The following is a 26,471-nucleotide window of genomic DNA, read 5'->3' as shown; positions in this document are numbered from 1 at the left end:
TACGGCCTGCCATGGCGGTTCGAGCACACGAGCGGAGATCACATATGACCGAATCGGATTCCGGTACGCCGACTCCGGACGCCGCCGGGAATCACGCCGCGGCACGTGGCGTCGAGGCGAACCCGGTGTTGTGCGTTCCGGCGGACGAACCGCCCGGTCACGGCACACCGGGTGATCCGCTGCCCGGCGACGGTGTGGACGCACCCCTGCGACTGGATGCGCGGTTCCGTGCCTGTCACGCCGAACTCGCACGCGGTTACGGCGGCGGTGGTGATCCGGACGATCCCGCGCAGGTGCAGGCCATGCAGATGGTGCTGCACATTCCGAAGACCGATCCGCCGCCGCGCAGTGCCGTGCTGGAGGCGGCCGCCGCCTCCGCCGTGGCGCTGTGCCTGGACCCGCGGGTGGGACCGGGCGGTGAATGGGAACCCCGGTATCTGACCTGGAAGCGATCGCGGATCCGCAAGGTGGCGCGGCGGGCGCGCGGTGCGCAGTGGACCGCGGCCGGCGAGGTCGACGGCATCACGATCGAGACCGACGGTGCCCAGGCCCGCGCACTGGTCCCCGGTCCGGTCGGCGAGATCGATCCGCGAATTCGCAAACTGCAGATCGGCGGAACCGACCTCGAACATGACACACCGGAGGCACCGGACCCGGAACTGCCGGTGCTGTGGGTGAATTCGGTCCTGGACATGACAGTGGGCAAGGCCGCGGCCCAGGTCGGCCACGCCAGCATGCTGCTCGCCGGAGCGCTCCCGGTGGACCAGGCGTTCGCCTGGGCACAGCGCGGGTTCCGATGCGCGGTACGTGACGCGGATCCGCGGCAGTGGGAACGACTGTGCGCGCTGGTGAACGGCGATGCCGGAGCGCGGACGGTCGCCGCGGTGCGAGATGCCGGATTCACCGAAGTCGCACCGGGATCGATGACCGTGATCGCTGTCGCGCCGGAGCTCCGGGCGATCGAGGAGTGAACTGCGGCCCGTGCCGAATCCGCATGCGCGATCCGGCCTGAACGGAGGGGTCCGCCGCGCGCTCGGTCTCCCCGGCTCACCGCATGCGCGGTCCGGCTCGACGACCCGCTCCCACGCTCGGGCGACTCGATGCCGCGCCGGGCGTGTCGAGTAGCGGATCTCGGTGAAACGTGCGCAATCTCACTGCGACAATGGCTGATTCGAATCGTCATCGCGTGAGCGGCCGACTATGACAGATATCGTGCACACCGACCAAGTTGGCAACCGAGCGCGCGCGTCGGCAAAGATGGAGCTCGTGTCGCAACCGGATCCCGATCTGCTCATCGATTTCACCGAGGTGACCGTCCGGCGTTCGGGCCACACCCTGGTGGGGCCCGTCACCTGGCAGGTGGAGCTCGACGAACGCTGGGTCGTCCTCGGCCCCAACGGCGCCGGTAAGACGTCGCTGCTGCGGATGGCCGCCGCCGAGCTGTATCCGACCTCCGGCTCGGCCATCCTGCTGGGGGAGGTGCTGGGCAAGACCGACATCAGCGAGCTGCGCCCGCGCATCGGCCTGTCCTCGGCCGCGGTGTCGAGCCGGATCCCGCAGGAGGAGAAGGTGTCGGATCTGGTCGTATCGGCCGGATACGCGGTCATGGGCCGCTGGCGCGAACAGTACGACGACGTCGACACCGACCGCGCCGTCGACATCCTGGAAAGTCTGGGCGCGGAACACCTTTCCGACCGTTCCTACGGCACCCTGTCCGAGGGAGAGCGCAAGCGGGTGCTGATCGCACGCGCCCTGATGACCGATCCGGAACTGCTGCTGCTCGACGAACCGGCCGCCGGACTGGATCTGGGCGGTCGCGAGGAACTGGTCGAGCAACTCGGCGATCTGGCGGCCGACTCCGATGCGCCTGCCACGGTGTTGGTCACCCATCACGTGGAGGAGATCCCGCCGGGTTTCACCCACGCCTTGCTGCTCCGCGAGGGTGATGTGATCGCGCAGGGCCTGCTGTCGGATGTGCTGACCGCCGAGAATCTCAGTGATGCGTTCCGGCAATCGATCGCCCTCGATCGCATCGACGGCCGGTACTTCGCGCGCCGCTCACAGCGTTTCGGCCGGCATCGCGTCTGAGCGCGGGCGGCACCGGCGTCCGGACGGTGGACACCGTACAACTCGGGACCGAGCGGACGTTAGGGTGCGATTGTGAGTGAAACCGTTGCGGGAACCGAGACCGAGCCGCCGGCGCCCAAGGACGCCTCCACCGTCGTGCTGGTACGCGACGGCGCTTCCGGCCCGGAGGTATTCCTGCAACGCCGCGTCAAGGCGATGGCCTTCGCGGCCGGGATGACGGTATTTCCCGGCGGCGGCGTCGACCCCTCGGACGCGGGCGCCGAAATCGCCTGGGCCGGTCCCGACCCGAGTTGGTGGGCACAGCGGTTCGCGGTCGATCGAGCGCGCGCGCAGGCACTGGTGTGCGCCGCGGTCCGCGAGACCTTCGAGGAGTGCGGCGTCCTGCTGGCCGGGCCCACCGCCGATTCGGTGGTCTCCGATACCGCTGCCTACCGCACCGCCCGCGAGCGTCTGGAGCGGCGGGAACTGTCGCTGGGGCAGTTTCTCGCCGAGGAGAAACTGATCCTGCGCGCGGATCTGCTGCGTCCCTGGGACAACTGGATCACGCCGGTGGTCGAACCTCGCCGCTACGACACCTACTTCTTCGTCGCGGTTCTTCCGGAGGGCCAGCGCGCCGACGGCGCGACGTCGGAGGCCAACGAGGTCGCCTGGCGCACTCCCGCCGAGGCCCTGGATCGCTGGCGTGCCGGCCATGAGATCCTGCTCCCGCCCACCTGGACCCAGCTCAGCTCGATCGCCGAATTCTCCTCCACCGCAGAGGTGCTGGCGGCCACCCGCACGATCACTCCGATCATGCCGGTGTTCGAGCCGGTCGAGGGCAAGCCGATGCTGCAGTTCCCGAACAATGTCCGCTACTTCGCCGATACACCGGACGCGACCCGTTTGCAGGGGTCCAAGAGGGACTGATCGGGCGCCGCCCCGCCCGATCCGGCACGCCCGGACACCGACCCGGATACCGGCATCCTGCGGGTCCCGCCACGCCAGTAGGCTCGCGCGGTGGCCGAATTCGTGACCGTGGACCGTGCCGAGACGGGAATCGCCGTCCTGCGTTTCGCACGACCACCGCTGAACCTGATCGATCTGCAGCTGGCACTGGAACTGGCGGCGGCAGCCGAGGAGATCGCGGCGGCCGAGGACGTGCGCGCGGTGATCGTCTACGGCGACGAGCGGATCTTCGCCGCGGGTGACGACCAGGCCGAACTGGCGGGCTGGACGCCGGAGCAGGCGCGGGCCGTCGTGTCGGATCTGCAGGCGGCCCTCGAGTGCCTGGCCCGCATCCCGCAGCCCACGGTCGCCGCCGTCACCGGTTACGCGGTCGGCGCCGGCCTGGAGCTGGCGCTGGGTGCCGACCGCCGGGTGATCGGCGACAACGTCAAACTCGCGTTGCCGCAGATCCGCGCGGGCCTGGTGCCGGTGGCCGGTATCCGGCGGCTCGCGCTGCTGATCGGTGCCGGTCCCGCCAGGGATCTCGTCTACACCGGCCGCTTCGTCGAGGCCGCGGAGGCGGCCGCGCTCGGCCTGGTCGACGAGGTCGTCGCCCCCGACGACGTCTTCACCGCCGCACTGCGCTGGGCCCGGCAGTTCACCGAGGGGCCGGCGCGTGCGCTGGCCGCCGCGAAACGGATCTTCGAGGCCGGTCCGCACGGCCGTGACCGGGCCCGCGACGAGTGGGCGGAGCTGTTCGAAACCGAAGATCGCAGCACAGGAACACGTTCTTGTTCGGTGGCCGGTCCGGGCGCCGCGGAATTCGTGGGCCGCTGACCGGCGGCCGGTGATCACTCGATACGCTGTCCCACCATGACCGCACGTCCTGACGACCCCGCGCCGAACCCGCACGCCACCGAGGCGGAGGTCCAGGCCGCGCTCGCCGACAACAAGCTCGCGCAGGTCCTCTACCACGACTGGGAAGCCGAGACCTACGACGACAAATGGTCCATCTCCTATGACGAGCGCTGCATCGAGTACGCGCGCGGCCGTTTCGACGCCGTCGCGCCGAACGCGCCGCTGCCCTATGATCGGGCGCTCGAGCTGGGGTGTGGTACCGGCTTCTTCCTGCTGAACCTGATGCAGGCCGGCGTCGCGAAATCCGGTTCGGTGACCGATCTTTCGCCGGGCATGGTGAAGGTCGCCACCCGCAACGCGCAGAACCTCGGTCTCGATGTCGACGGCCGGGTCGCCGACGCCGAAACCATTCCCTACGAGGACGACACCTTCGACCTTGTCGTGGGTCACGCTGTGCTGCATCACATTCCGGATGTCGAGCTGGCGCTCAAGGAATGCCTGCGGGTGCTGAAGCCGGGCGGTCGTTTCGTCTTCGCCGGTGAGCCGACCACCGTCGGCAACTTCTACGCCCGCAAACTGGGCCAGATCACCTGGAAGATCACCACCGAGGTCACCAAGCTGCCCTTCCTGTCGGACTGGCGTCGTCCGCAGGCGGAACTGGACGAGTCCTCGCGTGCCGCGGCCCTCGAGGCCGTCGTCGACCTGCACACCTTCGATCCCTCCGACCTCGAGGAGATCGCCCGCCGCGCGGGTGCCACCGGGGTGCACGCCGAGACCGAGGAGTTCGCCGCCGCACTGTGGGGCTGGCCGGTGCGGACGTTCGAGGCGGCGGTTCCGGAGGAGAAACTCACCTGGCGCTACCGGATGGCGCAGTATCGGGCGTGGCTGGGCCTGAGCAAGCTCGACGAGAAGGTGCTTCGGCACATCGTTCCGCGGCAGTTCTTCTACAACGCCATGATCACCGGCGTGAAGCCGGGCGGCGCCGGAAAGTAGTGGGCGAGAGCCTGTCTCGTGCGCGGGCCGATCGTGGGATCGGCCCGGTACGGCCACCTCGGACGGGCGGTCGTCATGTCGTCGCCGTACCGCGCCGCCGCCGGCGACATCGGTGGCCGACCGGGTGGTACCGGCCGGAGGCGCGCTAGTGGGATACCGATTCACTCGTGCCGATATCGCCTATCTGGGCGGTGACGCCGGGCGCGCCGCGCTGGTAGCGGTCGGTGAGCGCCCGCTCGGACCCGCCACTCTGCTCGGCGACCTCGAATCGGTCCGCCGGGACCACCCCGCTCACGCGGCGGCCCTGGTGGAGACGGTACGGCTGCGCCGGCGCGCGTCGGCCAAACTGGATGCCGCCGATTGGCTGCTCACCGATGACGCACTGCAACAAGCGACTCCGAGCCCGGTCGCCCGCCATCGTGCCGATCGCCTGGCCGGGCGCGAAGTACACGACGTCACCTGTTCGATCGGCGCGGAACTGGCCGCACTGCATCGGGTCTGCCCCGCGGTGATCGGCAGCGATCTGGATCTGGTCCGGCTGGACATGGCCGCACACAACCTGGCCGGTGCCCCGAATGTGGTACTGGCGCAGGCGGATGCGCTGCGACCGTGCTCGGCCGGCACGGTGGTGATCGCCGATCCCGCCCGGCGGGCCGACGGCCGCCGCACCCACGATCCGGCGAAATTGCAGCCACCACTACCGGATCTGCTGTCGGTGTACCGGGATCGCGATCTGGTCGTGAAATGCGCTCCCGGACTGGATTTCGACCGTTTCACCGGCCCGGAGCCGTCGCGAGGCGCGGACGGATACGCCGGAATGTCCTGGGACGGGGAGGTCGAGGTGGTGTCCCTCGACGGTGCGGTGCGCGAGGCGTGCCTGTGGTCGCGCGGCCTGAGCGAATCCGGCGTGACCCGCCGGGCGACGGTGCTGCGCGGTGACGGTTCGTCGTGGACGCTCACCGATACCGAACCCCGCGAGATCCCCGAGCGTGGCCCCGGTGAATGGATCGTCGACCCGGACGGAGCGGTGGTCCGCGCCGGGCTGGTTCGTCATTACGCGGCGAGACACGGTCTGTGGCAGCTGGATCCGCGGATCGCCTATCTGACCGGCGACAGCGTGCCCGCGGGTGTGCGCGGATTCCGCATTCTCGACCGGCTGGAATTCCGGGAGAAGCCGTTGCGGGCCGAACTGCACCGCCGTGACTGCGGTCCGCTCGAGATCCTGGTGCGCGGCGTGGATGTCGACCCCGATGCGCTGCGCCGCCGCATCAAACCGCGCGGCGGGACCGCCCACACCGTGGTGATCACCCGGATCGGCCGCACCGCGACCGCATTCGTCTGCGCGACCCCGCCCGTGGGCTGATCGGTACTACTTGTCCGGAGTGAAGGTGAACAGTTCGCCCAGACGATCGGCGACCACGACCTCACCCTTGGGCCCGATCGCGGTCGACACCGTGCTACCCGTGGCTCCGGGCAGGGGAGCGGAGGCGACCGTCTTACCGGTCGTGGTCTCGAAGGTCAGCAGATTGAGGTCCGCGCCCATCGGGACCACCGCGTAGCCGGTGTCACCGGCGGTCTGCACCGGACGGCCGCGCAGCGCGAGATCCTTACGTTCCCAGGCGATACCGGCACTGTCGCCGTTGTCGTGCAGTGCCAGCAGATGGCCGTCGTCACCGCTGGGGATCAGCAGACCGTCGCGTTCGGAGATCCCGCCGCGGGGAGTGAAACCCAGCGGTTGTGTCCACTTCGTATGCCCGTCGCCGGTGTCGACGGCGAGCAGCCGGCCGCTGTTGTCGCCCACGTACAGCGTCTTCCCATCCGCTGACAGCGCCGGACTGGTGGCACTGCCGTCGGCGAGGATGTCCACGCTCCACTCCTGGGTGACCTTCTTGTCGGCGTAGTGCAACGCCACCAGCGATGCGGCCGGTGCGCCCGTCCGCCAGGCGGTCAGGTAGAAGTGACCCGAATCTTTGTCCAGCGCCGAGACATTCGCCACCGCGCACTGCGGTCCGCCGACCGCGCAGTCGCCGAGGCCCTGACCGTCCGGTGGCCGCGTGATGTCGGGGTGGGTGAGGAAGTCCGGCTCGCCGAGTACCTGGTAGCTCGAGACCGTTCGCGCACCGGTCTGCCGATCCAGAATGTCGACCTGACCGGATTGCGATACCGACAGCACGGCGCCGTCGGCGGTGAACTGCATGGACACCGGGACGCCCGCGACCGGGGTGCGCCAGCGGGGCTGTCCGAGGTTGTTGAACGCGAAGACCGCGCCGTCGTCGCCGACGTAGACGTTGTTCGCGCTGTCCACCGCCGAGGCGGCCGCGATGGCATCGGGCCCCAGCGGGTTGCAGAAGCGTTTGCGGCCGGTCGGCATCTGGAACGAGAAGATCGCTCCGTTCGTCCCCGGGTTGCCCACGCAGTCGGTCTGGGTACGTGTCGTGACGAACATCTGCCCGTCCGGGCCGAGCGTGGTGGCGGCGGCCAGCGGCCCCCCGATCGGGCGTGACCAGCTGAGGGTGAGGTGCCGGGATCCGGTGACCGGACTGGAACCGCTGTTGCGGGCATCGCGGAAGGGAGACTGCCAGCCCTTGTCCTTGCCGACCGCGATGTCGTCGAGAGTGGTGCTGCCACATCCGGTCAGCGCCAGCATGCCGAGGGCGCCGAGCGCCGCCAGGGTTCGCTTCGGTGCGGACAGCCGAATGTCCGAGCGCCGCAATGCTGTCGGGTGGTCTCCGGCGCGGTCGTGCTCGTTGCGCTCCGGTCGCCGGCTGCCGCTTCGCACCTGCTGGGCTCCCATCTGTTCGTAACGGGCCTGCACGAGACTAGAACATTCACCGGCGTCGCAGCGTGCTGGGTGAGAAGAGTGGGCGGATACCGCTGCCCCGGTCGGGTACTGCCGGAATTCCCGGGGTGGAATCGCGGACCCGGGATTCGAAAGTACGCTGGTACCTCGATCGGACATCCGCCGAGGTAGCCGACGCCGAAGGAAAGGGAACAGACCCGTGACGAGCATGTGGGGCGCACCGTTGCGTTCGCGCTGGCGGGGATCGCGCCGCCAGGATCCGGACCAGGCGCGTTTTCTGACCATGGCATCGCTGCGCTGGGTGTTCGCCAATCGGGCGTACACACCGTGGTACCTGGTGCGGTACTACCGCCTGTTCAAGTTCCGGATGGCCAATCCGCATATCGTGCTGCGCGGCATGGTCTTTCTGGGCCGCCGCGTCGAGATCCACGCGACTCCCGAACTCGGCCGGATGGAGATCGGCAAATGGGTGCACATCGGCGACGGCAACGCGCTGCGCTGCCACGAGGGCTCCCTGCGCATCGGTGACAAGGTGGTCTTCGGCAAGGACAACGTCGTCAACACCTACCTCGATATCGAGATCGGGGCGTCGACCCTGGTGGCCGACTGGTGCTACATCTGCGACTTCGACCACCGGATGGACGATGTGAACATGCCGATCAAGGATCAGGGCATCGTGAAGAGCCCGGTCCGGATCGGCCCCGACACCTGGATCGCGGCCAAGGTGACCGTGCTGCGCGAAACCTCGGTGGGCCGTGGCTGTGTCCTCGGCGCCCACGCCGTGGTGAAGGGTGAGATCCCGGACTACAGCATCGCCGTCGGCGCTCCGGCGCGGGTGGTGAAGAACCGCAAGAAGGCCTGGGACGATGCCGCCGAGGAGCGCGCCCGGCACGAGGCCGCCCTGGCCGATATCGAACGCAAGAAGGCCGGAGTCGGGGCGGGGTCCGACGACTGAACGGCGAGCCTCAATCCGGCGGCGGTGTCGGTGCCGGCGGGTAGCGTTTCGGCCATGAATCGGTACGCGGCGTGGCTGCGGGGGATCATGCCCAGCAACCCCAACATGCGCAACGAGAAGCTGCGGGCCGTCTTCGAGGGGCTGGGTTTCGACGGCGTCGGGTCGTTGCTGGCCAGCGGCAATATCGTCTTCGGCAGTCCCGAAACGGATATGGCCGCAATGGAATCCCGGATCCAGGCGGCCCTGCGGGCCGAGCTGGGGATCGGTGGCGGCACCATCATCCGCAGCCGGGACGAGTTGCGGGCGCTGGTGGACTCGGATCCTTTTCCGGGGCTCACCCACGGACGCGGGACCTATCTCACCGCCACCTTCATCAAGAGCCGGCCGGAATCCCCGCCGCCCGCACTACCGGAGGCACTGCAGTCGTCGGTGCGGCTCGTCGGCTACGACCGCCCCGCGGCGACACTGCTGGCGATCATCGACAACAACGTCGCCGGCACGCCCAACCACATGGCCTGGCTGGAATCGGTGTACGGCAAGGACATCACCACGCGCACCTGGCTCACGGTCCAGAAGGTGCTCGCCAAGCTGTAGTCCGAGCCGCGGGAACTTCTACGCTTCAACCCACTGCCAGGTCTTGACTGCGGATGGATCAAGAGGAGACTGAGAGGTACACCGGAGCACCGGAAAAAGTCGAGTAGTCGATCGAGACGTCGAACGATGTACCAGGCGGTTTCCAGGATCTGGCCAGGCCCCCGGCAAGTCGATCGAGGACCTGAACATCAGCGACGACCGACGTTCAGGAATCGATGAAGACTACCGGGGACTGCTGTGTCCGGGGGTGTTCAGCCGAACGTCATGGCGGCGCGGACCTGTTCCGGGTCCAGCGAGTGGCCCGGGAGCGGATGCGCCGCTTCGGCGCGCAGACCGTCGAGCAGGGTCGCCAGATGCCGCCGCCACGCATCGGGTGCGATGTCGCGTATCCCGTCGGTCGCCCGGACCACCGACCACACCAGTAGTCCGATATCGGTCTCGGTGACGTCGGAGCGCAGCTGCCCGGACTGCCGGGCACGCTCGACCACCTGCCGGAACTTTTCGTGGCCTTGATGTTTCGCGATCTCGATGGGGCTGTCCGCGGGTAGCGAGTAGACGCAGATATCGGTGAAGCCACGGTCGCGGGCCTGGAGTTGCGCAATGGCCGTCAGATGGTCGACCAGCCCCGTCCACGGATCGGTGGCACGCAGTGCGGCCTCGGCGCTGCGCCCGGACTCCAGCACGCCCTCCAGGAGTGCCTCGTTGATCAGGGCCTCGCGGGTCGGGAAGTGGTTGTAGAGCGTGCCGATGCTGACCCCGGCATCGCGCGCTATCTGATTGAGCGACGCGTCCAGCCCCGCCGTGCCGAATCTGGCCCGCGCCGCGGTCGCGATCTTGTCGCGATTGTCGCGGGCGTCGCGACGTCGTGGCCGCGGCGGATTCTGCGCCACCGTGTCCACGGTCGTGGCGGGTCCGGCGCTGCCGTCGTTCGCGACCGTCTCGACCATGGAATCACTCTACAACTTGAAAACCCTCTCAACTCGAGCGTAAGTTGAGTGGTAACTCAAGTTGAGTGGGTTCTCAAATTGATCTGGAGGTACGGACATGGCTCATCTGGTGGTGTTCGGTGCGGGCCCCGCGCTCGGTCTGTCGGTGGCGCTGCGGTTCGGTCGTGCCGGCTGTTCGGTCACCCTGATCGGGCGCAACGCGGCGACGCTCGAACCGCTCCGTGAACGGCTCGCGGCCGAGGGCGTGGCAGTGGATGTCCTGCTCGCCGATCTGACGGACGAATCGGCGGTGGACGCGGCGCTCACGGAATTGCACGCCGCGCACGGTGTTCCCGATGTCGTGGTCTACAGCCCCGGCGATGTCGGCCGGCTCCCCGTCGACGCGGCGTCCTTGGATGTCACCACGCTGCGCAGCTGGTTGCCGATCAACCTGACCACGCCGGTCCACATCATCCATACGCTCGTACCCGCCATGATGGCCCGCGGCTCGGGTGCGATCCTGATCGCGCAGGGCAGTTCCGTCCGGCAACCCCAGGCGGCGCTGGCCAGCGTCAGCATCCCGCAGTCGGGTCTGCTGAATTATCTGCACTCGATCGATCAGCAGGTCCGGGCGCGTGGTGTTCGAGTCGGCGCGTTACTGATCGGCCGGCTCATCGAGAACAGTGCGGCGCAAAAGCTTTTCGATTCCGGTCACTTCGCCACGGTGGAACCGAACGAGGTGCAGCGAGTGCACCCGGACGAACTGGCCGACGATCTCTATCTGATGGCGACCACGGACGCCGAGGTCGAACGAGCGGCGTGAGGGTTGCCGGGCTGGATTTGCAGCGCGTGAGACCGGCTAACGCACCGTGCGCGCCAGGATGCCGAGAGTGGCGCGCAGTGCGCTCTCCGGGATCACGGGGAAGATGCCGAGGTCGCGATACTGCTGGTCGATCTCGCTCCAGTCGTAGTACGAGGTGACCAGCGTTCCATTGGCGCTCGGCTCGAGCCGGTAGCCGTACAGGTGCCTGATCGGGGGCTGGATCGTCCCGGAGATCGTCCACTCGATCAGTGCATCCTGCTCGAATCGGGTGATGATCACGGTGACGTCGTATGCGCCCATCGGCAGATCGTTGAGCGCCTCGCGGTCCATGTGCACGACGAACCGGTCGCCGACCCGGGCGACCCGTTCGCCTTCCGCGGATTGGAGCATCCCGGAACTGTCGATGGCGACATGGCCGTCCGGCTCGCACAGCACCGCGAACACCGCACCGGGCGACGCCGCGATCTCGCGCTGTACTTCGAAACGCTCGGTAGTCATGGCGCCAACCTTCACACAGCGGACCCCGCCGGACAAGGCGAGGATCGGGTCAGGCCGCTCGTCGTTGCTCGGGAACCGGTGTCGCCGCTTCCTTTTCGCTCTCCTCGAAGCCGGGGCGCCCGGTGCCGATGAACGCGACCAGCCACGAAGCCACCGCCACGAAGCGGTTGCGGAAGCCCACCAGATAGAACAGGTGCACCGCGAGCCAGGTGGCCCACGCGAACGTGCCGGTGAACTTGATGCGGTCGTTGAGCTTGGTGACCGCGCTGAACCGGCTGATCACCGCCATCGACCCCTTGTCCAGGTACACGAACGGGGTTCCGGGCTGCTTCTTGCGGCGGATGATGTCGGCGACGTGGCGGCCCTCCTGCATGGCCGTCGGCGACTGGCCGGGATAGCCGTTGAGCGAGGTCATATCGCCGATGGCGTAGATGTCGGCATGCCCGCCGACCGTGCAGTCGGGATTGATGAGCAACCGTCCGGCCCGGTCGGTGTCGCATCCGGTCGCCTCGGCCAGCAGTGTGGCGAAACCGCCGGCCGCCACGCCCGCCGACCACACCACGGTCTCGGCGCCGATACCGCGCTCGACACCGTCCTTGGTCTTGACCGTCACCTTGCCGGCCTCGATGTCGGTGACGAACGTGTCGAGCAGGACTTCGACACCGTTGCGGGTCAGCGACTTACGCGCGTACTCCGACAGGCTGCCACCGAACGGCGGCAGCACCGCGCCCGCGCCCTCGACCAGCGTGACCGAGATCTCCTGGTGGTAGTGCCGTTTCGCGAGTTCCTTGAGCTGCCCGGCGACCTCGACACCGGTCGGTCCGGCCCCCACGACGACGAAGCTCAGCAGCCGTTCGCGGGTCTCGGGATCGGCCTGTGCGGCCTCGGCGAAGACCCGCTCGATCTGCGCGCGCAGCAGTTTGGCGTCGTCGATGGTCTTGAGTGAGAACGTCTTCTCCGCGAAATCGTCACGGCCGAAATAGGACTGGGTGGCACCGGTGGCCGCGATCAGCGATCCGTAGCGGATCCGGCGCGTGCCGTGCTCGGTCTCGTAGGTCAGCACCGCGGCATCGGCATCGATGTCGGTGACCTTCCCCAGCCGGACATCCCCGCCCTGGTGCCGGCGCAGGATCTGCGCGATCGGCGGAGCGATATCTGTGGACGGGAGCACACCCGTCGCTACCTGATACAGCAGCGGCTGGAACAGGTGTTCCGGCGTCGCCGAAATGAGTACGTAGTCCACCCCCGATTTGCTGAGCTGCTTCGCGGCGGCGAGCCCGCCGAACCCCGAACCCACGATGACCACATCCGTGGTTTCGATTCCCGCTTCCACGTGTTGCATGACAGCCTCCTTCTGTCATTAGTAACCGCGATTCGTTGTCTGGATGTTCCAGGGGTCAGGGCGCATAATATTGATGACTCTTATCTGGATCGATCATGAATGGGAGATCTCGATGGAACTGCGTCAGCTCACCTACTTCGTCGCGGTGTGCGAGGAGTTGAGCTTCAGTCGGGCAGCCACTCGCTGCTTCATATCGCAATCAGCTATCAGTCATCAAATTGCGAGACTCGAACATGATCTTGGTGTGCAGCTCTTCGAGCGCTCCACACGATCGGTTGTTCCGACTGAGGCAACTATTCGGCTACTTCCTCTTGCGAAGCAAATGCTCAGCCTCGAATCGGCCATTCGCGCAGCTGTACGGGACTCCGGGCCGCGAATTCGCTTGGCGGCGAATATGTCTTTCGCAACAAGATCGCTGTCCGCGATCGCTGGAGCACGCGAAGCGCATCCAGGCGCCGAAATCGAGTTCGTCATCAAGCCTTTCCGGCAGCGCATCGCCGCGGTCGCCGATGGCGATTGTGATCTTGCTCTCATTAGAGGCAGCGTCGAACAGCCCGGTTTGACGGTCGAACAGCTGTGGGTGGAGGACCTCGTGATCGCCACCTCCACCGCGCATCGGCTGGCCGGCCGGGTGGATGTGAAACTGACGGAGTTGGGGAAATATCCGCTGCTGCTACCGCCGGAGACGGAACAGGTGCTGCTGCACAACGTCGTCCGGCACGCTTTTGCCGAACTGCCGACCCGGCCGAGCTACGGCCCGCCCATCCCGCCGGACCACACCGCGACGATGGAATTGATCAACCGGCCCGATGCCTGGACCATCCTGTACGCCGACAGCGCCACCGAGGGCATCGCGACGCTGAAGCTGGCGGGCCGGCCGCTGCGCATCCCGGTCTCGGCGGTCCTGCGCAGCGAAGTGCGCCGCTCGCCGATTCTGGTGACGTTGCTGGCCGCCTTGCACAGTTCCTGAGCCCGGCCACGCAAAAGACCGGTTGCCGCCATACTTCGGCGACAACCGGTCTCGGATGCGATGTCTAGGCGCGGGCTTCGATCCGGTGGAACAGGAATTCGACCAGTGTGATCAGCGACCGCAAACAGGTGCCGCGATCGCGGGCGTCCAGCGCGGTCAGCGGTGTGCCGGGCTCGAGATCCAGCGCATCGCGGATCTCGCCGAGCGCAAACCGCTGGGCGCCGTCGAATTCGTTGATCGCCACCGAATACGGGACGCCGCGTTCCTCGAGGATCGACAGCACCTCGTCGGCCTTGTCGATCCTGCGGGTGTCCACCAGGACGAGGGCGCCCAGCGCGCCGTGGGCCAATTCCTCCCACAGCGGCAGGAAGCGACGCTGTCCGGGGGTGCCGAACAGATACAGCGCCAACTGCGGATTGAGCGTGATACGCCCGAAATCCATTGCTACCGTGGTGGTTTCCTTACCGGGGAGCCCGGCCATGTCGTCGACGCCGACGCTGGCCTCGGTGATGGTCTCCTCGGTGCGCAACGGCCGGATCTCCGACACACTGCTGACGAACGTGGTTTTACCGACACCGAAATTACCCGCGACCAACAGCTTCACCGACCGCGTGACCGTTTCGGGGACATAGTCGACCGTTCGGTCGGTCACCGCGGCGGGACGTTCGGACAGGGCAGTTGGGCGCTCAGACGGCGAGAGCGCGGAGCCCATTGAGTACCTCCTCGAGCAGGGCGACCTCCGGAACTTGATCCACCGGGGTCGGATTGACCAGATGGCCGCTGTCGAGAAGGTCGGATACCACGATCTTCACTACCGAGGGCGGCAGGTCGAGATAGGCGGCCACCTCGGCGAGCGACAGTGCGGCATGCCGACTGCAGATTCCCAGTACCCGGCGCGCATCCGGAGTGGCGCCAGGCATCGGGTCCTGGGCTGCCACAACGAGTGTCACCAGATTCACCGAACGAGATGCACGGGTACGTCCGCCCGTGCGCACGTAGGCACGGACCAGGTCGGGATCGCGCCGGTGCTTGCTCATGCCCGGTCGCTACCGGGCCTGTGGCGCGGCAGGCTGCCCAGTTCGCGGCCGACTCGGACCGCGAGCTCGTTCATGCGGTGGGCCACCATGCTGACGTCGACATCGGCCGAGGTCGAGACTCCGATCAGGGCACCCTCACCAGCCGCGGTGATGAAGATCATGCCCTCGTCGTACTCGGTCATGTTCTGGCGCACCGAACTCGCGCTGCCGCAGAATTCCGTCAGCGCCTTCCCCAGCGATCTCAGCCCCGACGCCGCAGCGGCGAACCGCTCGGAATCGTCCAGCGAGATGGCGCCGACGTGGGCGATGCGCAGGCCGTCCTCGGACAGCAGTACAGCGAATCGGACCCCGGGGACCGTGAGGTCCTCGAGCATCCACGACAGCTTGTTGTCGCCGTCGGTCACGGTGGTGCCGGGTGTGGCCATCAGGATGTCATCCCTTCGGAGTTGTCATGTGCGGCCGCGCGTCCGGCGGTGGAGCCGGTCTGCCAGGCTTCGGCGATATCGACCCGGGGCAGCGCGGTGTCGGTGTGTGGTCCGGACGGCCCGGACTCGGTGCGGGGCGTGCGTGCGGACACGGGTACTGCCACGCTGCGGCGGCGCCGGCGCGGCAGACCGCCCGGGGTGATCTCGTGCACCGTGGAGGACTGGCCTGTCGGATTCGGATCGGCATCGGGCAGCCGCACCGGCTCGGGTACCGCGGCGACCGGGGCCGCCGCGGCGATGGGAGCCGGTACCGCGGCCGGAGCCGGTACCGCGGTCGGAACAGGCATGGGAGCGATGTTCACCGGGGCCGGAATATCGATGTTGTTCGCGACCGGGGCGGGGGCCGCCATCGCGGGGGCCGGAGCCTCCGCGGGAGCGGAAATCGGTGGGGCCGTCATGGATTCGAGCGCGGCCTCGGGCCGCGCGGTGAGCAGGCCCTCGGGCACGTAGACCATCGCGCGCATACCACCGTAGATGTTGGGGCCATCGATGTAGACGGTGAAGCCGTAACGCCGAGCCAGGGCGGCGATACCGGGGAAGCCGACGCGCGGGGTCGGTCCGAGCTGGTGGATGTCGACGCTGCGCTCACCGGCGAGGACCTGGCGGGCCTCCTCCATCTGCTCCGGGTTCATCCGGACACCCGCGTCGTCGATGATCACCGTGAGTCCGTGATGGCCTTCCTGGAAGGTGACATCGACGAACGACGTGGGCGGCGAGTAACGCAGTGCGTTGTCCAGCAGCGTCGCCATGGTGTGCACCAGCGGCTCGACAGCACGGCTGATCACCACGCGGTCCAACTGCTGCGGGCGCACCCGGGTGAAGTCGCGGACGCGGCCGACGGCGCCACCGACGATGTCGGTGAGTGTCTGCTGCGGCCAGCGGCGGCCGGGCAGACCACCGCAGACGATCACGTAGGACTGCGCCTGGCGGATCATCTGCTGGACGCTGTGATCGATCCGGATGAGTGTCTCGTAGACGTCGTCACCGCGGTGCTCGCGCAACGCGGCGCTCACCACCTGGCTGACGTCGGCGCCCAGGCTGACGACGGATGTGCCGAAGGCACGCACGGCCGCACTGGTGGCGTCGCGGGAGCCGTTCTCGACCTGTTCGCGAACACTGGTCTCGGCGGTGGAGATTGCTTGTTGTTTCTCGTATTCGAGTTCGTGGCTGGTGCGTTCGTGGGTCTCGGCGGCGACCCGGTGCAGGTCGTCGGCGTAGCGCTCGGTCAGCCGCTGAAGCAGCTGAGCGAAGCGGGAACCGCCGCGGTCGATTGCGGGCAATTCGACCGTCGACTCGGCGCGGCGCACCGAGTCGGCCACCAAAGCCATTGTGGTACTCGCGAAATGCTCGAGCTCGTCCTCATGGGCACGTAGCTCGGCCTCGGCGCGGCTTGCGCGGGCACGTTGTTGCGACGCGTAATACGCGGCATACAGGGCTCCCGCAATCGTCAGTATCAGAATGGCGGCGAGGATCCACGAAAGCGTCACGGCGGTAGCTTGATTCATCAGTTCCCTCGGTGCCGGATGTCCGGCCGCTGCGTCCTTCCCTATTGGCGACCGCGAATCTGCACGGCCGGATGACACTGGGGTCGGACGGCCGGAACGCGGTAGGCAGGATGATACTGCAACCTAACCTGAGGGACCTCGAAGCGCTTACCGGACAGGCGAATTCATGATCGACCCAACCGGCGGAGGATCCCGATCGGCCCCAGCACCCGACCGTGCAAAGATAGCAGCAATTCCGGGTGGCAGCGACCGATTCGTTATCTACGCCTCGGTAGGAAAAAGTTCACTGCGAGTATTTCGGATTCTGCCGGCCGGTTCTGTTACGCCGGTGTTTCCCGCAGCGCCGGTATCCCGGCGAGCGCCGTCGCCACGGCCAGATGTAATCGCAGGTCATCGGCGTTGTGATCGGTGACGGCCCAGGAAATTTCCTCCATCGCCCGCAGATAGGCCCAAGCCGCCGCGCGGGCCGGGTCCACACCGGTTGCGGTCGAGGTCGATGTGACCATTTGTTCAGCGTGGTCGATGGCCGGAAATCGCTGAACTCGAATCACGATCAGGAATCCGATATCGAATGCCGCTTCCCCCAGATACGGCTTCGGATCGATGAGCAGCCACGGTTCCCGTTCGGCGGCAACGATATTGCCGAGGTGGGTGTCACGGTTGACGATCAGTGCCGGACCCTGCGGCTGTGACAGCTGCTCGCAGCACCGGACGGCCAGGTCGAGCAGGGCGGGCGGGACGATCCGGGCGAACTCGGGTTCCGGTGATCCGAACCGATCCGACCATTCGGTCACCAGCGACGAGACGGTGGGAACGGCGGGATAACCGTCGGGGAGGGGGACGGGTTCGCGGCGCAGCCGGCGGAACAGACGGCAGGCGGTGCCCACTTTGCCCGAATGTTCCGGTAGCCCTTCCAGACTGGGGAAACCCGGCTGTTCCAGCAGGGCGGTGCCGGGCCGCGCCCACTCCAGCAGCAGCGCGCCGGAGGCTGGATCGTAGTCGTGGAGCCGGACCGCGCCGTCACCGTCGTAGCAGAACAGGCCGCTCGCCTCGCCCGCGTTCTCCGCGTCGACGACCGGGATCTTCAGCACGGCCACCGAGTCGTCGCCGCGGCGGACCGGAGCGGCGTAGGAATGGGTGCCGCCATGGAAGGCGGAACCGATCGGTTCGAGTTCCCAGTGCGCGCACAGTTGTTCGACGCGGTCGGGGAGTTCGGCCAGCCAGGTCTGCCCGCGGGCACCGAAGACGGTGCCGACCGTCTCGGTGACATCGGATGGCAGCGCTATCGGAGGTCTCGGCATCTGTCCAGCCTGCGTAGCCGCCGGGGTGATGGCAAGCGGACGGGCTTGCGCGCGGGTGGTTTTCCGGGTGACCGGAGTTCGTCCGGCGCGGCTCGGGGTGGCGTTCTACGCTTGACCCCGTGGGAAACGAGAACGTCCGGGCCTCGGATGCGGATCGGGAGAAGATCGTCGAGCGATTGCGCTCGGCGATGGACGAGGGCCGGTTGAATCTGGCCGAGTTCGACGAACGCGTCCAGCAGGTCTACGTCGCTCGTACCTACGGCGAGCTGTCGCCGATCCTGTCGGATCTGCCGGCCGTACGCGACGAGCCGCGGAGTTCGCGGCCGAAGCGGGTGCCGCCGTGGGTGCTGATCATGTGGACGCCGTGGGTATTCGTCAACGTGCTGTGCATCGTCATCTGGCTCGCCACCGGCGCCGGGTACTTCTGGCCGTTCTGGGTGGCGGTGCCGTGGGGACTGGCGTTGTGTATCCCGTCCGCCATCGGTGTCATCACCGGGCGGCCGCCGGAGCAGGGCTCGTGCCGCCGCCACGACGATCCGTGAGCTGGATCCAGACGTGGTCCTGATCCGGAAGTCCGCGACGCGCCACAACGCAGACGGCCCGCCGGATCGGAATCGATCCGGCGGGCCGTACTCCCTGCAGGGGTCAGGTTGTCAGCCCTTGTGAGCCTTGACCGCCTCGGTCAGCTGCGGGGCGACGTTGAACAGGTCGCCCACGATGCCGTAGTCGCTGATCTCGAAGATCGGCGCCTCTTCGTCCTTGTTGACCGCGACGATGGTCTTCGAGGTCTGCATACCGGCCCGGTGCTGAATGGCGCCGGAGATGCCCAGGGCCACGTACAGCTGCGGGGAGACCGTCTTACCGGTCTGACCGACCTGGAACTGGCCCGGGTAGTAGCCCGAGTCGACGGCGGCACGCGAGGCGCCGACCGCGGCACCCAGCGCATCGGCCAGCGGCTCGATGACCTTGTGGAAGTTGTCCTCCGAGCCGACGCCGCGACCACCGGAGACCACGATGGTGGCCTCGGTGAGCTCCGGACGATCGCCACCGACGATGGGCTCACGGGAGGTCACCTTGGTGACGCCCTCTTCCTGAGCCGGAACCTCGACGGTGACCTTCTCGCCGGCGCCGGCCTGCGGAGCGGCCTCGATCGCGCCCGGGCGCACCGAGATCACCGGCACATCGCCGGTGGCCTTGGCGTCGACGGTGAACGCGCCACCGAAGATGGAGTGTGTCGCGGTGCCGTCGGCCTTGACGTCGATGACGTCGACCAGCAGGCCGGAACCGATGCGGGCGGCCAGGCGACCCGACACCTCCTTGCCCTCGGCGGACGCGGCGACCAGCACGGCGGCGGGGGAGGCCGCCTCGGCCAGACCGGCCAGCACGTCGACCTTCGGGGTCACCAGGAAGCCGTCGACATCGTCGGACTCGGCGACGTAGATCTTCTCGGCACCGGCGGCGGCCAGCGCGTCGGCGATCTTGTCAGCCGAGCCGGGCGCGCCCAGCACGACCGCGGCCGGCGAACCCAGCGAGCGGGCGGCGGTGAGGAGTTCGGTGGTCACCTTCTTGGGGGCACCATCGGCGTGCTCGACGAGCACAAGTACTTCTGCCATGTGTATCTCTCCTGAAGTCTGTGGTGAATGCGCTCGGCGGGATCAGATGATCTTCTGGCCGACGAGGTACTGCGCGACCTGGTTGCCGCCCTCGCCTTCGTCGACCGTCTTCTCACCCGCGGTGCGCGGCGGCTTCGGCGTTACAGCAGTCACAGCAGTCCCGGCATTGCCCACACCGACGGTCGACGGGTCGATGCCCAGGTCGGCCAGGGTGAACGTCTGCACTTCCTTCTTCTTCGCGGCCATGATGCCCTTGAAGGAGGGGAAACGGGGCTCGTTGATCTTCTCGGTGACCGACACGATGGCGGGCAGGCTCGCCTCGAGCTTGAACACGCCCTCGTCGGTCTCGCGCTCTCCGGAGATCTTCTCGCCGTCGACGGTGAGCTTGCGCAGGTGGGTGAGCTGCGGGATACCGAGGTACTCGGCGATGATGGCCGGCACGGCTCCCGCGCGGCCATCGGTGGCCTCGTTACCGGCGATGACGAGTTCGATGCCTTCGATCTGGCCCAGCGCACCGGCGAGCACCCACGCGGTCTGCACGGCGTCGGAACCCTTGATGGCGTCGTCCTTGACGTGGATGGCCTTGTCGGCACCCATGGACAGCGCCTTGCGGATGGCCTCGGTGGCACGCTCGGGACCCATGGCGAGAACGGTGACCTCGCCGCCCTGGGCTTCCTTGATCAGCAGGGCCTCTTCGACGGCACGCTCGTTGATCTCGTCCAGGATCGCGTCGGCGGCCTCCCGGTCGAGGGTGTAGTCACCATCGGTCAGCTTGCGCTCGGACCAGGTGTCGGGAACCTGCTTGATCAGTACGACGATGTTCGGCATTGGTCTTCGTCGACCTCCTGTTCTGGTGGCACGTGAGGTGGGGTCGCACGATCGGGTCGCCGTACGTCCTCTGTGACTTCGAAAGCTTCGATCGGGAGATTACCCTACATTAAGTTACTCGCGGGTAACTTAGGGTGTGATGTTCTCCATGCCCGGTCCGGACGTGGGTGTGATACGCGCAACCGCTAACGTCGATCCAATGAGTGAGGCTGTCGTCTCCCCGGTGAGTGGGGAGTCTGCCCAGGTGGAGCCGTTGCCGCTGACCGGTGAGCGGACCGTGCCCGGTATCGCGGAGGAGAACTACTGGTTCCGTCGGCACGAGATCGTCTACGCCCGGTTGCTCGACCGGTGCACCGGCGCAACGGTTCTGGAGGCCGGATCCGGCGAGGGGTACGGCGCGAACATGATCGCCGCAGTGGCCACCGAGGTGATCGGTCTGGACTACGACAGCAGCGCCGTCGAGCATGTGCGGGCGGCCTATCCCCGGGTGCGGATGATCCAGGGCAACCTGGCCGAGCTGCCGCTCGACGACGCCTCGGTGGATGTGGTGGTGAATTTCCAGGTCATCGAACATCTCTGGGATCAGGGACAGTTCCTGCGCGAGTGCCTGCGGGTGCTGCGCCCGGGTGGTGAACTGCTGATCAGCACGCCGAACCGGATCACCTTCTCGCCCGGTCGTGATACGCCGTTGAACCCCTTCCACACTCGGGAACTGAATGCCGCCGAACTCTCGGAACTGTTGGTGGCCGCCGGATTCCGGGTCGAGGTGATGGCAGGCGTGCATCACGGTGCGGCGCTGGTCGCCCTCGACGAGCAGTGGGGTGGTTCGTTCATCGACGCCCAGATCGAGCGGGCGCTGGCGGGCGAGCCCTGGCCTGCCGAGTTGACCGCGGCGGTGGCCGGCGTGCGGACCGACGATTTCGATCTGCGTCCCGCGCTGCCGGCACGCGGTGCCGATGTTGCGCCCGCCTGGGATCCGGAGATCGACGCCAGTCTCGACCTGGTCGCCATCGCGGTGAAGCCGTGACCGGAGCGCGGTCCGTGCCGGGGCAGTTCACCCTGGTCCTGCATTCCCATCTGCCGTGGCTGGTGCATCACGGGCGCTGGCCGGTCGGCGAGGAATGGCTCTATCAATCCTGGGCGGCGTCCTACCTGCCCGTGGCGAAGGTGCTGAGAACCCTTGCCGCCGAAGGTCGTTCGCACCTGCTGAGCTTCGGCATCACACCGGTGCTGGCGGCCCAGCTCGACGATCCGCACGCGCTGACGGCCATGCATCACTGGCTGGGGAACTGGCAGATGCGCGCCGACGAGGCGTCGATGGCGGGCAAACGCGAGCTCGGCCGGTACGAGCACACGCTGGCCGCGCGGGCGCTGGCCGATTTCGAGCAGCGGTGGCGGCACGGCGGGTCGCCGGTCTGGCGTGAGCTGATCGACGCCGAAACGATCGAACTGCTCGGCGGTCCGCTGGCGCACCCGTTCCAGCCGTTGCTCGATCCCCGGCTGCGGGGATTCCAGTTGCGTGAGGGGCTGGCCGATGCCCGGCATCGCTGGGGGCACACGCCCGCCGGTATCTGGGCGCCGGAGTGCGGTTTCACCCCCGGTATGGAACAGGGGTACGCCGATGCCGGTGTGACGCATTTCATGGTCGACGGCCCCGCCCTGCGCGGCAATACCACCGTGGGCCGCCCGGTGTGGGACAGCGATGTCGTGGCCTTCGGGCGGGATCTGCAGGTCAGCTATCGGGTCTGGTCGCCGAAATCCGGATATCCGGGGCAGAGTCACTATCGCGACTTCCATCACTACGACCATGACACCGGTCTCAAACCCGCCCGGGTGACCGGTAAGACGGTGGCCGGTCCGGACAAGGCGCCCTACGACCCGGCGGCCGCCGCCGCGGCGGTCGAGCGCGATGTGGCCGATTTCGTCGAGACCGTGCGCCGGCGCCTGATCGACGAATCCGAGCGCATCGGCCGGCCCGCGCTGGTGGTCGCCGCCTTCGACACCGAATTGTTCGGGCACTGGTGGCACGAGGGCCCGCAGTGGCTGGAGCAGGTACTGCGCGCGCTGCCCGAGGCCGGTGTCACCGTCGGCACCCTGGCCGATGCCCGTGCGGCCGGATTTGTCGGCGAGCCGGTGGAGCTGGCCGATTCCTCGTGGGGTTCGGGTAAGGATTGGCGGGTGTGGGCCGGCGATCAGGTCCAGGATCTGGTCGAACTCGACGCCGAGGTCGTGCGCACCGCGCTGGACACGCTGGACAAGATGGCCGCGCAGTCCGACGGGCTGCGTGATCCGGTCGCCGATCAGCTGGTCCGCGAGGCGATTCTCGCGGTGTCCAGCGACTGGGCGTTCATGGTCAGCAAGGATTCCGCGGCCGGCTATGCCCGCGATCGCGCGCACGAGCACGCCCATGCCGTCCGCGAACTCGCGGGGGCGGTCACCTCGGGTCAACTCGCCAAAGCGCGGCAGTTGGCGGCAGGATGGTATGCGGCCGACGGATTCTTTCCCGCTCTGGACGCGCGGCGACTCGACGCACGAGAGACGGACCCATCCGGACTCGGTCACCGCGCGGCGGGAGCAACAGAAGGACCGGCATGAAGATCTTGATGGTGTCGTGGGAGTACCCACCGGTGGTTGTCGGCGGGCTCGGTCGCCACGTCCATCACCTTGCGGTCGAACTGGCCGCCGCCGGACACGAGGTCGTCGTGCTGGCCCGCCGTCCCATGGGCACCGATGCGACCACCCATCCCACCCACACGTTCATCGAGGACCGGGTGCTGGTGGTCGCGGTCGCGGAGGATCCGCCCGCCTTCGATTTCGGCGAGGACATGCTGGCCTGGACGCTGGCCATGGGCCACGCGATGGTTCGGGCCGGTATCGCGTTGAGCAAGCCGGGGATCGCCGACGGCTGGACGCCGGATGTGGTGCACGCCCACGACTGGCTGGTCGCGCATTCGGCGATCGCCCTGGCCGAGCACTACGACGTGCCGCTGGTATCGACCATCCACGCCACCGAGGCCGGGCGGCACAGCGGCTGGGTGTCGGGCCGGGTCAACAAGCAGGTCCACTCGGTCGAGTGGTGGCTCGCCCGCGAATCCGATGCGCTGATCACCTGTTCGGCCTCCATGCAGGACGAGGTGGACAGCCTGTACGGCCCCGGGCTGGTGCCGGTGACGGTGATCCGCAACGGAATCGATGTGGGCGCGTGGACCTTTCGCGACCGCTCACCGCGTTCGGGGCCGCCGCGGCTGCTGTATGTGGGCCGGCTCGAATACGAGAAGGGCATACAGGACGCGATCGCGGCACTGCCGCGGATCCGTCGCGCGCATCCGGGCACCACGCTCACCATCGCCGGGGTCGGTACCCAGTTCGAGTGGCTGCGCGAGCGCGCCCGGGTGCACCGGGTGGCGCGCGCGGTGAATTTCGCCGGGCGCCTGGACCATACGGAACTACTGGGCTGGCTGCACGGTGCCGACGCGATCGTGCTGCCGAGCCGCTACGAGCCGTTCGGCATCGTCGCCCTCGAGGCCGCGGCGGCCGGTACGCCACTGGTGACCTCGACGGCCGGCGGGCTGGGTGAGCTGGTGGTCGACGGTATCACCGGTGCCTCGTTCGAACCCGCGGACGTGAGTGGACTGGTCGAGGCGGTGACCGCGGTACTCGACGATCCCACGGCCGCCCAGCAGCGCGCCTACGCCGCACACCAGCGGCTGACCGCCGATTTCGCCTGGGATGTGGTGGCGGCGGAGACGATTCAGGTCTATCAGGCCGCCAAGCGCCGGGTCCGCAATCCGCTGGGCCGTCCGGTGATCACCGAACGCCCGCTGCCGGAACGGGATCCGAACAACCCGCTGTGAGCGAGCCGCACCGCCGCGGCGGTTGTGGGTCGGTGAGCCAATTGCCGGAGACGGGGCGGAAACGCGCTGGTTAACGTTCGGTGTGACGGGCGTCTCGTTCACCGGACTGGCATCGGCTCGACACTCGAACGTCGCCGCGATGCCCGATCCGCCTGGCTTCATCGACACATGACGCCATCGTCCGTGCTGACCGCGACCCGCACGACAGGCCCAGGGGCCGCTCGGCCAGAGTACTCCCTGGTTGTGTCTTCCGATCTCGACCACCGCCGTGCCGCACAACGCCTGCGGTACCAGGTTTTCGCAAACGAACCCGGATTCGATATTCCGGACAACGCCGACGGTCTGGACGCCGACCGGTTCGACGACCACTGCGACCATCTACTGGTCCGCGACGATCTCACCGATCAATTCGTCGGTTGCTACCGGATGCTGCCCCCGGACAAGGTCTCCGCGGCCGGCGGCTACTACACCGCCACCGAATTCGATGTGAGCGCAATGGATCCCGCGGGGCAGCGGATCGTCGAGATGGGCCGCGCCTGCGTGGTTCCCGAGCACCGCAACGGTTCGGTGCTGACTCTGATGTGGGCCGGAATCCTGCACTACATCCAGCTCACCGGTTACGACTGGGTGATGGGCTGCGTATCGGTTCCGATGTGCGAGGGCCCCACCGACCCGCCCGGGGTGAACGTGGCGGCGGTGCGAAATCTGTTGTTGAGCAAGCACGCCGGCGATCCGCAGCGCCGGGTGCGCCCGTATCGGCCGGTGCTGGTCGACGGGCGCGGGCTCGACGAGGTCGACGCGCCCGCGCGCCCGAAGCTCCCGCCGCTGCTGCGTGGCTATCTGCGGCTGGGCGCCGAGATCTGCGGTGAACCGGCGCACGATCCCGATTTCGGTGTCGCCGACTTCGTGGCCCTGCTCGGGCTGGAAACCATCAACACCCGCTACCTGGAACGTCTGCAGAGTGCGGCGGGCGCCATGGACGCGCGAGCGGCTCAGGCCGCCGTGGTCACCGATCGTGGCGGTGTGTGATGTCGGTGAACAGCGAATTATTGACCGGTGCAACGATTTCCGACCGTTCGCACCTCCCCGGTGTGGCGCCGGCCGAGCCTTCGGCCACCGCGGCACGCGGCGGGCTGTCCTGCCCGCCCGCCGCACCCGTGCACGCGTGGATGCCGGTGAGCCCGTGCGGCGCGCGCTGCGTCGACACTCCCGACAGTGCGAGTGTGCTGCGCAGTACCGCCCGCGCGGCGGGGGTGGTGGGATTGCTGGCCGCCTTCCCCGTGATCAACGTGGTGACGCCGCGGTCGCGCCGTCCGCGCCTGCACCGGCGCTACGCCCGTGCGATGGTGCGGTGCTGCGGAATCGAACTGCGGATCGTCGACCGCCGGCACGCGGCCGAGCCCGCCGCGGCGCCGGTGGTCCGGGACGCGCAGGTCGATGCCGGGATGCTGGTGGTCGCCGGCCATGTCGGCTGGACCGACATACTCGCGCTGGCCACCGTCTCGCCGATGGGGTTCGTCGCGCGCGCCGATCTCGTCTCCTGGCCGCTGCTCGGCAGGTTGGCGAGGCTGATGCGGGTGATCCCCATCGAGCGCGAACGACTGCGACAGCTACCGGAGGTGATCGCGGCGATCTCGGCGCGGCTGACGGCGGGGGAGCGGGTCGGGGTGTTCCCGGAGGGCACCACCTGGTGTGGGCGGGCTCACGGGCGGCTGCGCCCCGCGCTGTTCCAGGCCGCGGTGGATACCGCGACGCCGGTGCAGCCCATTCGCCTGCGCTATCTGAACGATGCAAGTGAGATCTCGACGGTGCCCGGGTTCGTCGGTGTGGACACCTTCCTCGACTCTGTTCGCCGGGTGCTGCGGGCCCGCGGTGTCGTCGCCGAACTGGTCCTGCTTCCGGCGCAGGCACCGGGTGCGGATCGCCACGATCTGGCCCGCCGCTGCGATCGGGCCATTCGCGGCCGCACCGAAGTGCGCATCGATGCCCACGCCACCGCGGTGGGTACCGGGCCCACCCGGGACATCGTGCTCGCCGATCCGGAATCGGTGCACCCGGACTGACCCGCGCCGTGGGG

Annotated in this window: 27 protein-coding genes; 16 read left to right on the top strand and 11 right to left on the bottom strand. The window is 67.9% G+C overall.

Features of this window, described 5'->3' with window-relative positions:
- The first annotated feature begins 44 nt into the window (after positions 1–44).
- The 6 genes from AB0L57_RS15630 to AB0L57_RS15605 all read left to right on the top strand — a co-directional run bounded on the left by AB0L57_RS15630 (position 45) and on the right by AB0L57_RS15605 (position 6,226).
- A complete protein-coding gene (locus AB0L57_RS15630) occupies positions 45–971 on the top strand; it encodes a peptidyl-tRNA hydrolase (RefSeq protein WP_364961847.1) in 927 nt (308 codons plus the stop codon).
- A 286-nt stretch (positions 972–1,257) separates the two neighbouring features.
- Positions 1,258–2,088, top strand: a complete 831-nt coding sequence (locus tag AB0L57_RS15625) for an ABC transporter ATP-binding protein (protein ID WP_364962418.1) — start codon at positions 1,258–1,260, stop codon at positions 2,086–2,088.
- A gap of 72 nt (positions 2,089–2,160) precedes the next feature.
- A complete protein-coding gene (locus tag AB0L57_RS15620; RefSeq protein WP_364961845.1) occupies positions 2,161–2,994 on the top strand; it encodes an NUDIX hydrolase in 834 nt (277 codons plus the stop codon).
- A 90-nt stretch (positions 2,995–3,084) separates the two neighbouring features.
- A complete protein-coding gene (locus tag AB0L57_RS15615; RefSeq protein WP_364961844.1) occupies positions 3,085–3,849 on the top strand; it encodes an enoyl-CoA hydratase-related protein in 765 nt (254 codons plus the stop codon).
- A 36-nt stretch (positions 3,850–3,885) separates the two neighbouring features.
- Complete coding sequence (locus tag AB0L57_RS15610; protein ID WP_364961843.1) at positions 3,886–4,863, top strand: class I SAM-dependent methyltransferase; 978 nt, start codon at positions 3,886–3,888, stop codon at positions 4,861–4,863.
- 148 nt (positions 4,864–5,011) lie between these two features.
- Positions 5,012–6,226 carry a class I SAM-dependent methyltransferase gene (locus AB0L57_RS15605; RefSeq protein WP_364961841.1) on the top strand — a complete coding sequence of 405 codons (1,215 nt, stop codon included), beginning with the start codon at positions 5,012–5,014 and terminating at the stop codon, positions 6,224–6,226.
- A gap of 6 nt (positions 6,227–6,232) precedes the next feature.
- Here AB0L57_RS15605 and AB0L57_RS15600 read toward each other — a convergent pair whose 3' ends face one another.
- Positions 6,233–7,678, bottom strand: a complete 1,446-nt coding sequence (locus AB0L57_RS15600) for a PQQ-binding-like beta-propeller repeat protein (protein WP_364961839.1) — start codon at positions 7,676–7,678, stop codon at positions 6,233–6,235.
- A gap of 184 nt (positions 7,679–7,862) precedes the next feature.
- On the opposite strand from AB0L57_RS15600, the gene AB0L57_RS15595 reads away from it, so the two are divergent.
- Together AB0L57_RS15595 and AB0L57_RS15590 are read left to right on the top strand one after the other, a co-directional pair.
- Complete coding sequence (locus AB0L57_RS15595; protein WP_364961837.1) at positions 7,863–8,618, top strand: acyltransferase; 756 nt, start codon at positions 7,863–7,865, stop codon at positions 8,616–8,618.
- A 54-nt stretch (positions 8,619–8,672) separates the two neighbouring features.
- Positions 8,673–9,212 (top strand): DUF1697 domain-containing protein, encoded by a 540-nt coding sequence (locus AB0L57_RS15590; protein WP_364961835.1) that lies wholly within the window; start codon positions 8,673–8,675, stop codon positions 9,210–9,212.
- A 251-nt stretch (positions 9,213–9,463) separates the two neighbouring features.
- On the opposite strand, the gene AB0L57_RS15585 is transcribed toward AB0L57_RS15590, so the two are convergent.
- Positions 9,464–10,159 carry a TetR/AcrR family transcriptional regulator gene (locus AB0L57_RS15585; protein WP_364961833.1) on the bottom strand — a complete coding sequence of 232 codons (696 nt, stop codon included), beginning with the start codon at positions 10,157–10,159 and terminating at the stop codon, positions 9,464–9,466.
- A gap of 97 nt (positions 10,160–10,256) precedes the next feature.
- Here AB0L57_RS15585 and AB0L57_RS15580 point away from each other — a divergent pair, with 97 nt between their 5' ends.
- On the top strand, positions 10,257–10,961 hold the full coding sequence (locus AB0L57_RS15580; protein WP_364961831.1) for an SDR family NAD(P)-dependent oxidoreductase: 705 nt from the start codon (positions 10,257–10,259) through the stop codon (positions 10,959–10,961).
- A 36-nt stretch (positions 10,962–10,997) separates the two neighbouring features.
- On the opposite strand, the gene AB0L57_RS15575 is transcribed toward AB0L57_RS15580, so the two are convergent.
- Together AB0L57_RS15575 and AB0L57_RS15570 are read right to left on the bottom strand one after the other, a co-directional pair.
- Entirely contained in the window at positions 10,998–11,459 is a 462-nt protein-coding gene (locus tag AB0L57_RS15575) for a polyketide cyclase (RefSeq protein ID WP_364961830.1), read from the bottom strand.
- Between the two features lie 49 nt (positions 11,460–11,508).
- Positions 11,509–12,801, bottom strand: coding sequence for an NAD(P)/FAD-dependent oxidoreductase (locus tag AB0L57_RS15570; protein ID WP_364961828.1), 1,293 nt, complete (start codon positions 12,799–12,801; stop codon positions 11,509–11,511).
- A gap of 112 nt (positions 12,802–12,913) precedes the next feature.
- On the opposite strand from AB0L57_RS15570, the gene AB0L57_RS15565 reads away from it, so the two are divergent.
- Complete coding sequence (locus AB0L57_RS15565; RefSeq protein ID WP_364961826.1) at positions 12,914–13,771, top strand: LysR family transcriptional regulator; 858 nt, start codon at positions 12,914–12,916, stop codon at positions 13,769–13,771.
- Positions 13,772–13,835: 64 nt separating this feature from the next.
- On the opposite strand, the gene AB0L57_RS15560 is transcribed toward AB0L57_RS15565, so the two are convergent.
- The 5 genes from AB0L57_RS15560 to AB0L57_RS15540 form a co-directional block, all read right to left on the bottom strand.
- A complete protein-coding gene (locus AB0L57_RS15560) occupies positions 13,836–14,483 on the bottom strand; it encodes an ATP/GTP-binding protein (protein ID WP_364961825.1) in 648 nt (215 codons plus the stop codon).
- Positions 14,458–14,808 (bottom strand): DUF742 domain-containing protein, encoded by a 351-nt coding sequence (locus AB0L57_RS15555; protein WP_025348274.1) that lies wholly within the window; start codon positions 14,806–14,808, stop codon positions 14,458–14,460. Before AB0L57_RS15555 ends, AB0L57_RS15560 begins: the two co-directional genes overlap by 26 nt.
- Complete coding sequence (locus tag AB0L57_RS15550; RefSeq protein WP_364961822.1) at positions 14,805–15,233, bottom strand: roadblock/LC7 domain-containing protein; 429 nt, start codon at positions 15,231–15,233, stop codon at positions 14,805–14,807. The genes AB0L57_RS15555 and AB0L57_RS15550 overlap by 4 nt, the downstream gene beginning before the upstream one ends.
- Positions 15,233–16,780, bottom strand: coding sequence for an ATP-binding protein (locus AB0L57_RS15545; protein WP_364961820.1), 1,548 nt, complete (start codon positions 16,778–16,780; stop codon positions 15,233–15,235). Before AB0L57_RS15545 ends, AB0L57_RS15550 begins: the two co-directional genes overlap by 1 nt.
- A gap of 338 nt (positions 16,781–17,118) precedes the next feature.
- Positions 17,119–18,099 (bottom strand): aminoglycoside phosphotransferase family protein, encoded by a 981-nt coding sequence (locus AB0L57_RS15540; protein WP_364961818.1) that lies wholly within the window; start codon positions 18,097–18,099, stop codon positions 17,119–17,121.
- A 119-nt stretch (positions 18,100–18,218) separates the two neighbouring features.
- Between AB0L57_RS15540 and AB0L57_RS15535 the strand changes: the two genes are divergently transcribed.
- Positions 18,219–18,641: a DUF1707 domain-containing protein gene (locus AB0L57_RS15535; RefSeq protein ID WP_364961817.1), complete on the top strand. Its 423-nt coding sequence runs from the start codon at positions 18,219–18,221 to the stop codon at positions 18,639–18,641.
- Positions 18,642–18,752: 111 nt separating this feature from the next.
- Here the strand turns inward: AB0L57_RS15535 and AB0L57_RS15530 are convergent, their stop codons facing one another.
- The gene (locus AB0L57_RS15530; protein ID WP_364961815.1) at positions 18,753–19,712 is read right to left on the bottom strand and encodes an electron transfer flavoprotein subunit alpha/FixB family protein; all 960 of its coding nucleotides are present in this window, start codon (positions 19,710–19,712) and stop codon (positions 18,753–18,755) included.
- A gap of 42 nt (positions 19,713–19,754) precedes the next feature.
- On the bottom strand, positions 19,755–20,540 hold the full coding sequence (locus tag AB0L57_RS15525; protein ID WP_364961813.1) for an electron transfer flavoprotein subunit beta/FixA family protein: 786 nt from the start codon (positions 20,538–20,540) through the stop codon (positions 19,755–19,757).
- Positions 20,541–20,739: 199 nt separating this feature from the next.
- Between AB0L57_RS15525 and AB0L57_RS15520 the strand changes: the two genes are divergently transcribed.
- The 5 genes from AB0L57_RS15520 (at position 20,740) to AB0L57_RS15500 (ending at position 26,457) form a co-directional block, all read left to right on the top strand.
- Complete coding sequence (locus tag AB0L57_RS15520; RefSeq protein WP_364961811.1) at positions 20,740–21,567, top strand: class I SAM-dependent methyltransferase; 828 nt, start codon at positions 20,740–20,742, stop codon at positions 21,565–21,567.
- Positions 21,564–23,135, top strand: a complete 1,572-nt coding sequence (locus tag AB0L57_RS15515) for a glycoside hydrolase family 57 protein (RefSeq protein WP_364961810.1) — start codon at positions 21,564–21,566, stop codon at positions 23,133–23,135. Before AB0L57_RS15520 ends, AB0L57_RS15515 begins: the two co-directional genes overlap by 4 nt.
- Positions 23,132–24,394, top strand: coding sequence for a glycosyltransferase family 4 protein (locus AB0L57_RS15510; protein ID WP_364961808.1), 1,263 nt, complete (start codon positions 23,132–23,134; stop codon positions 24,392–24,394). Before AB0L57_RS15515 ends, AB0L57_RS15510 begins: the two co-directional genes overlap by 4 nt.
- Before the next feature lie 168 nt (positions 24,395–24,562).
- A complete protein-coding gene (locus tag AB0L57_RS15505) occupies positions 24,563–25,423 on the top strand; it encodes a GNAT family N-acyltransferase (RefSeq protein WP_364961806.1) in 861 nt (286 codons plus the stop codon).
- Positions 25,423–26,457 (top strand): lysophospholipid acyltransferase family protein, encoded by a 1,035-nt coding sequence (locus AB0L57_RS15500; protein WP_364961804.1) that lies wholly within the window; start codon positions 25,423–25,425, stop codon positions 26,455–26,457. The genes AB0L57_RS15505 and AB0L57_RS15500 overlap by 1 nt, the downstream gene beginning before the upstream one ends.
- The last annotated feature ends 14 nt before the right edge of the window (positions 26,458–26,471 follow it).

The organism is Nocardia sp. NPDC052254, assembly GCF_040679495.1.
Classification (GTDB): domain Bacteria; phylum Actinomycetota; class Actinomycetes; order Mycobacteriales; family Mycobacteriaceae; genus Nocardia.
Note: the sequence above shows the minus strand (reverse complement) of the source record. Positions and strands in the feature narration are given on the sequence as shown.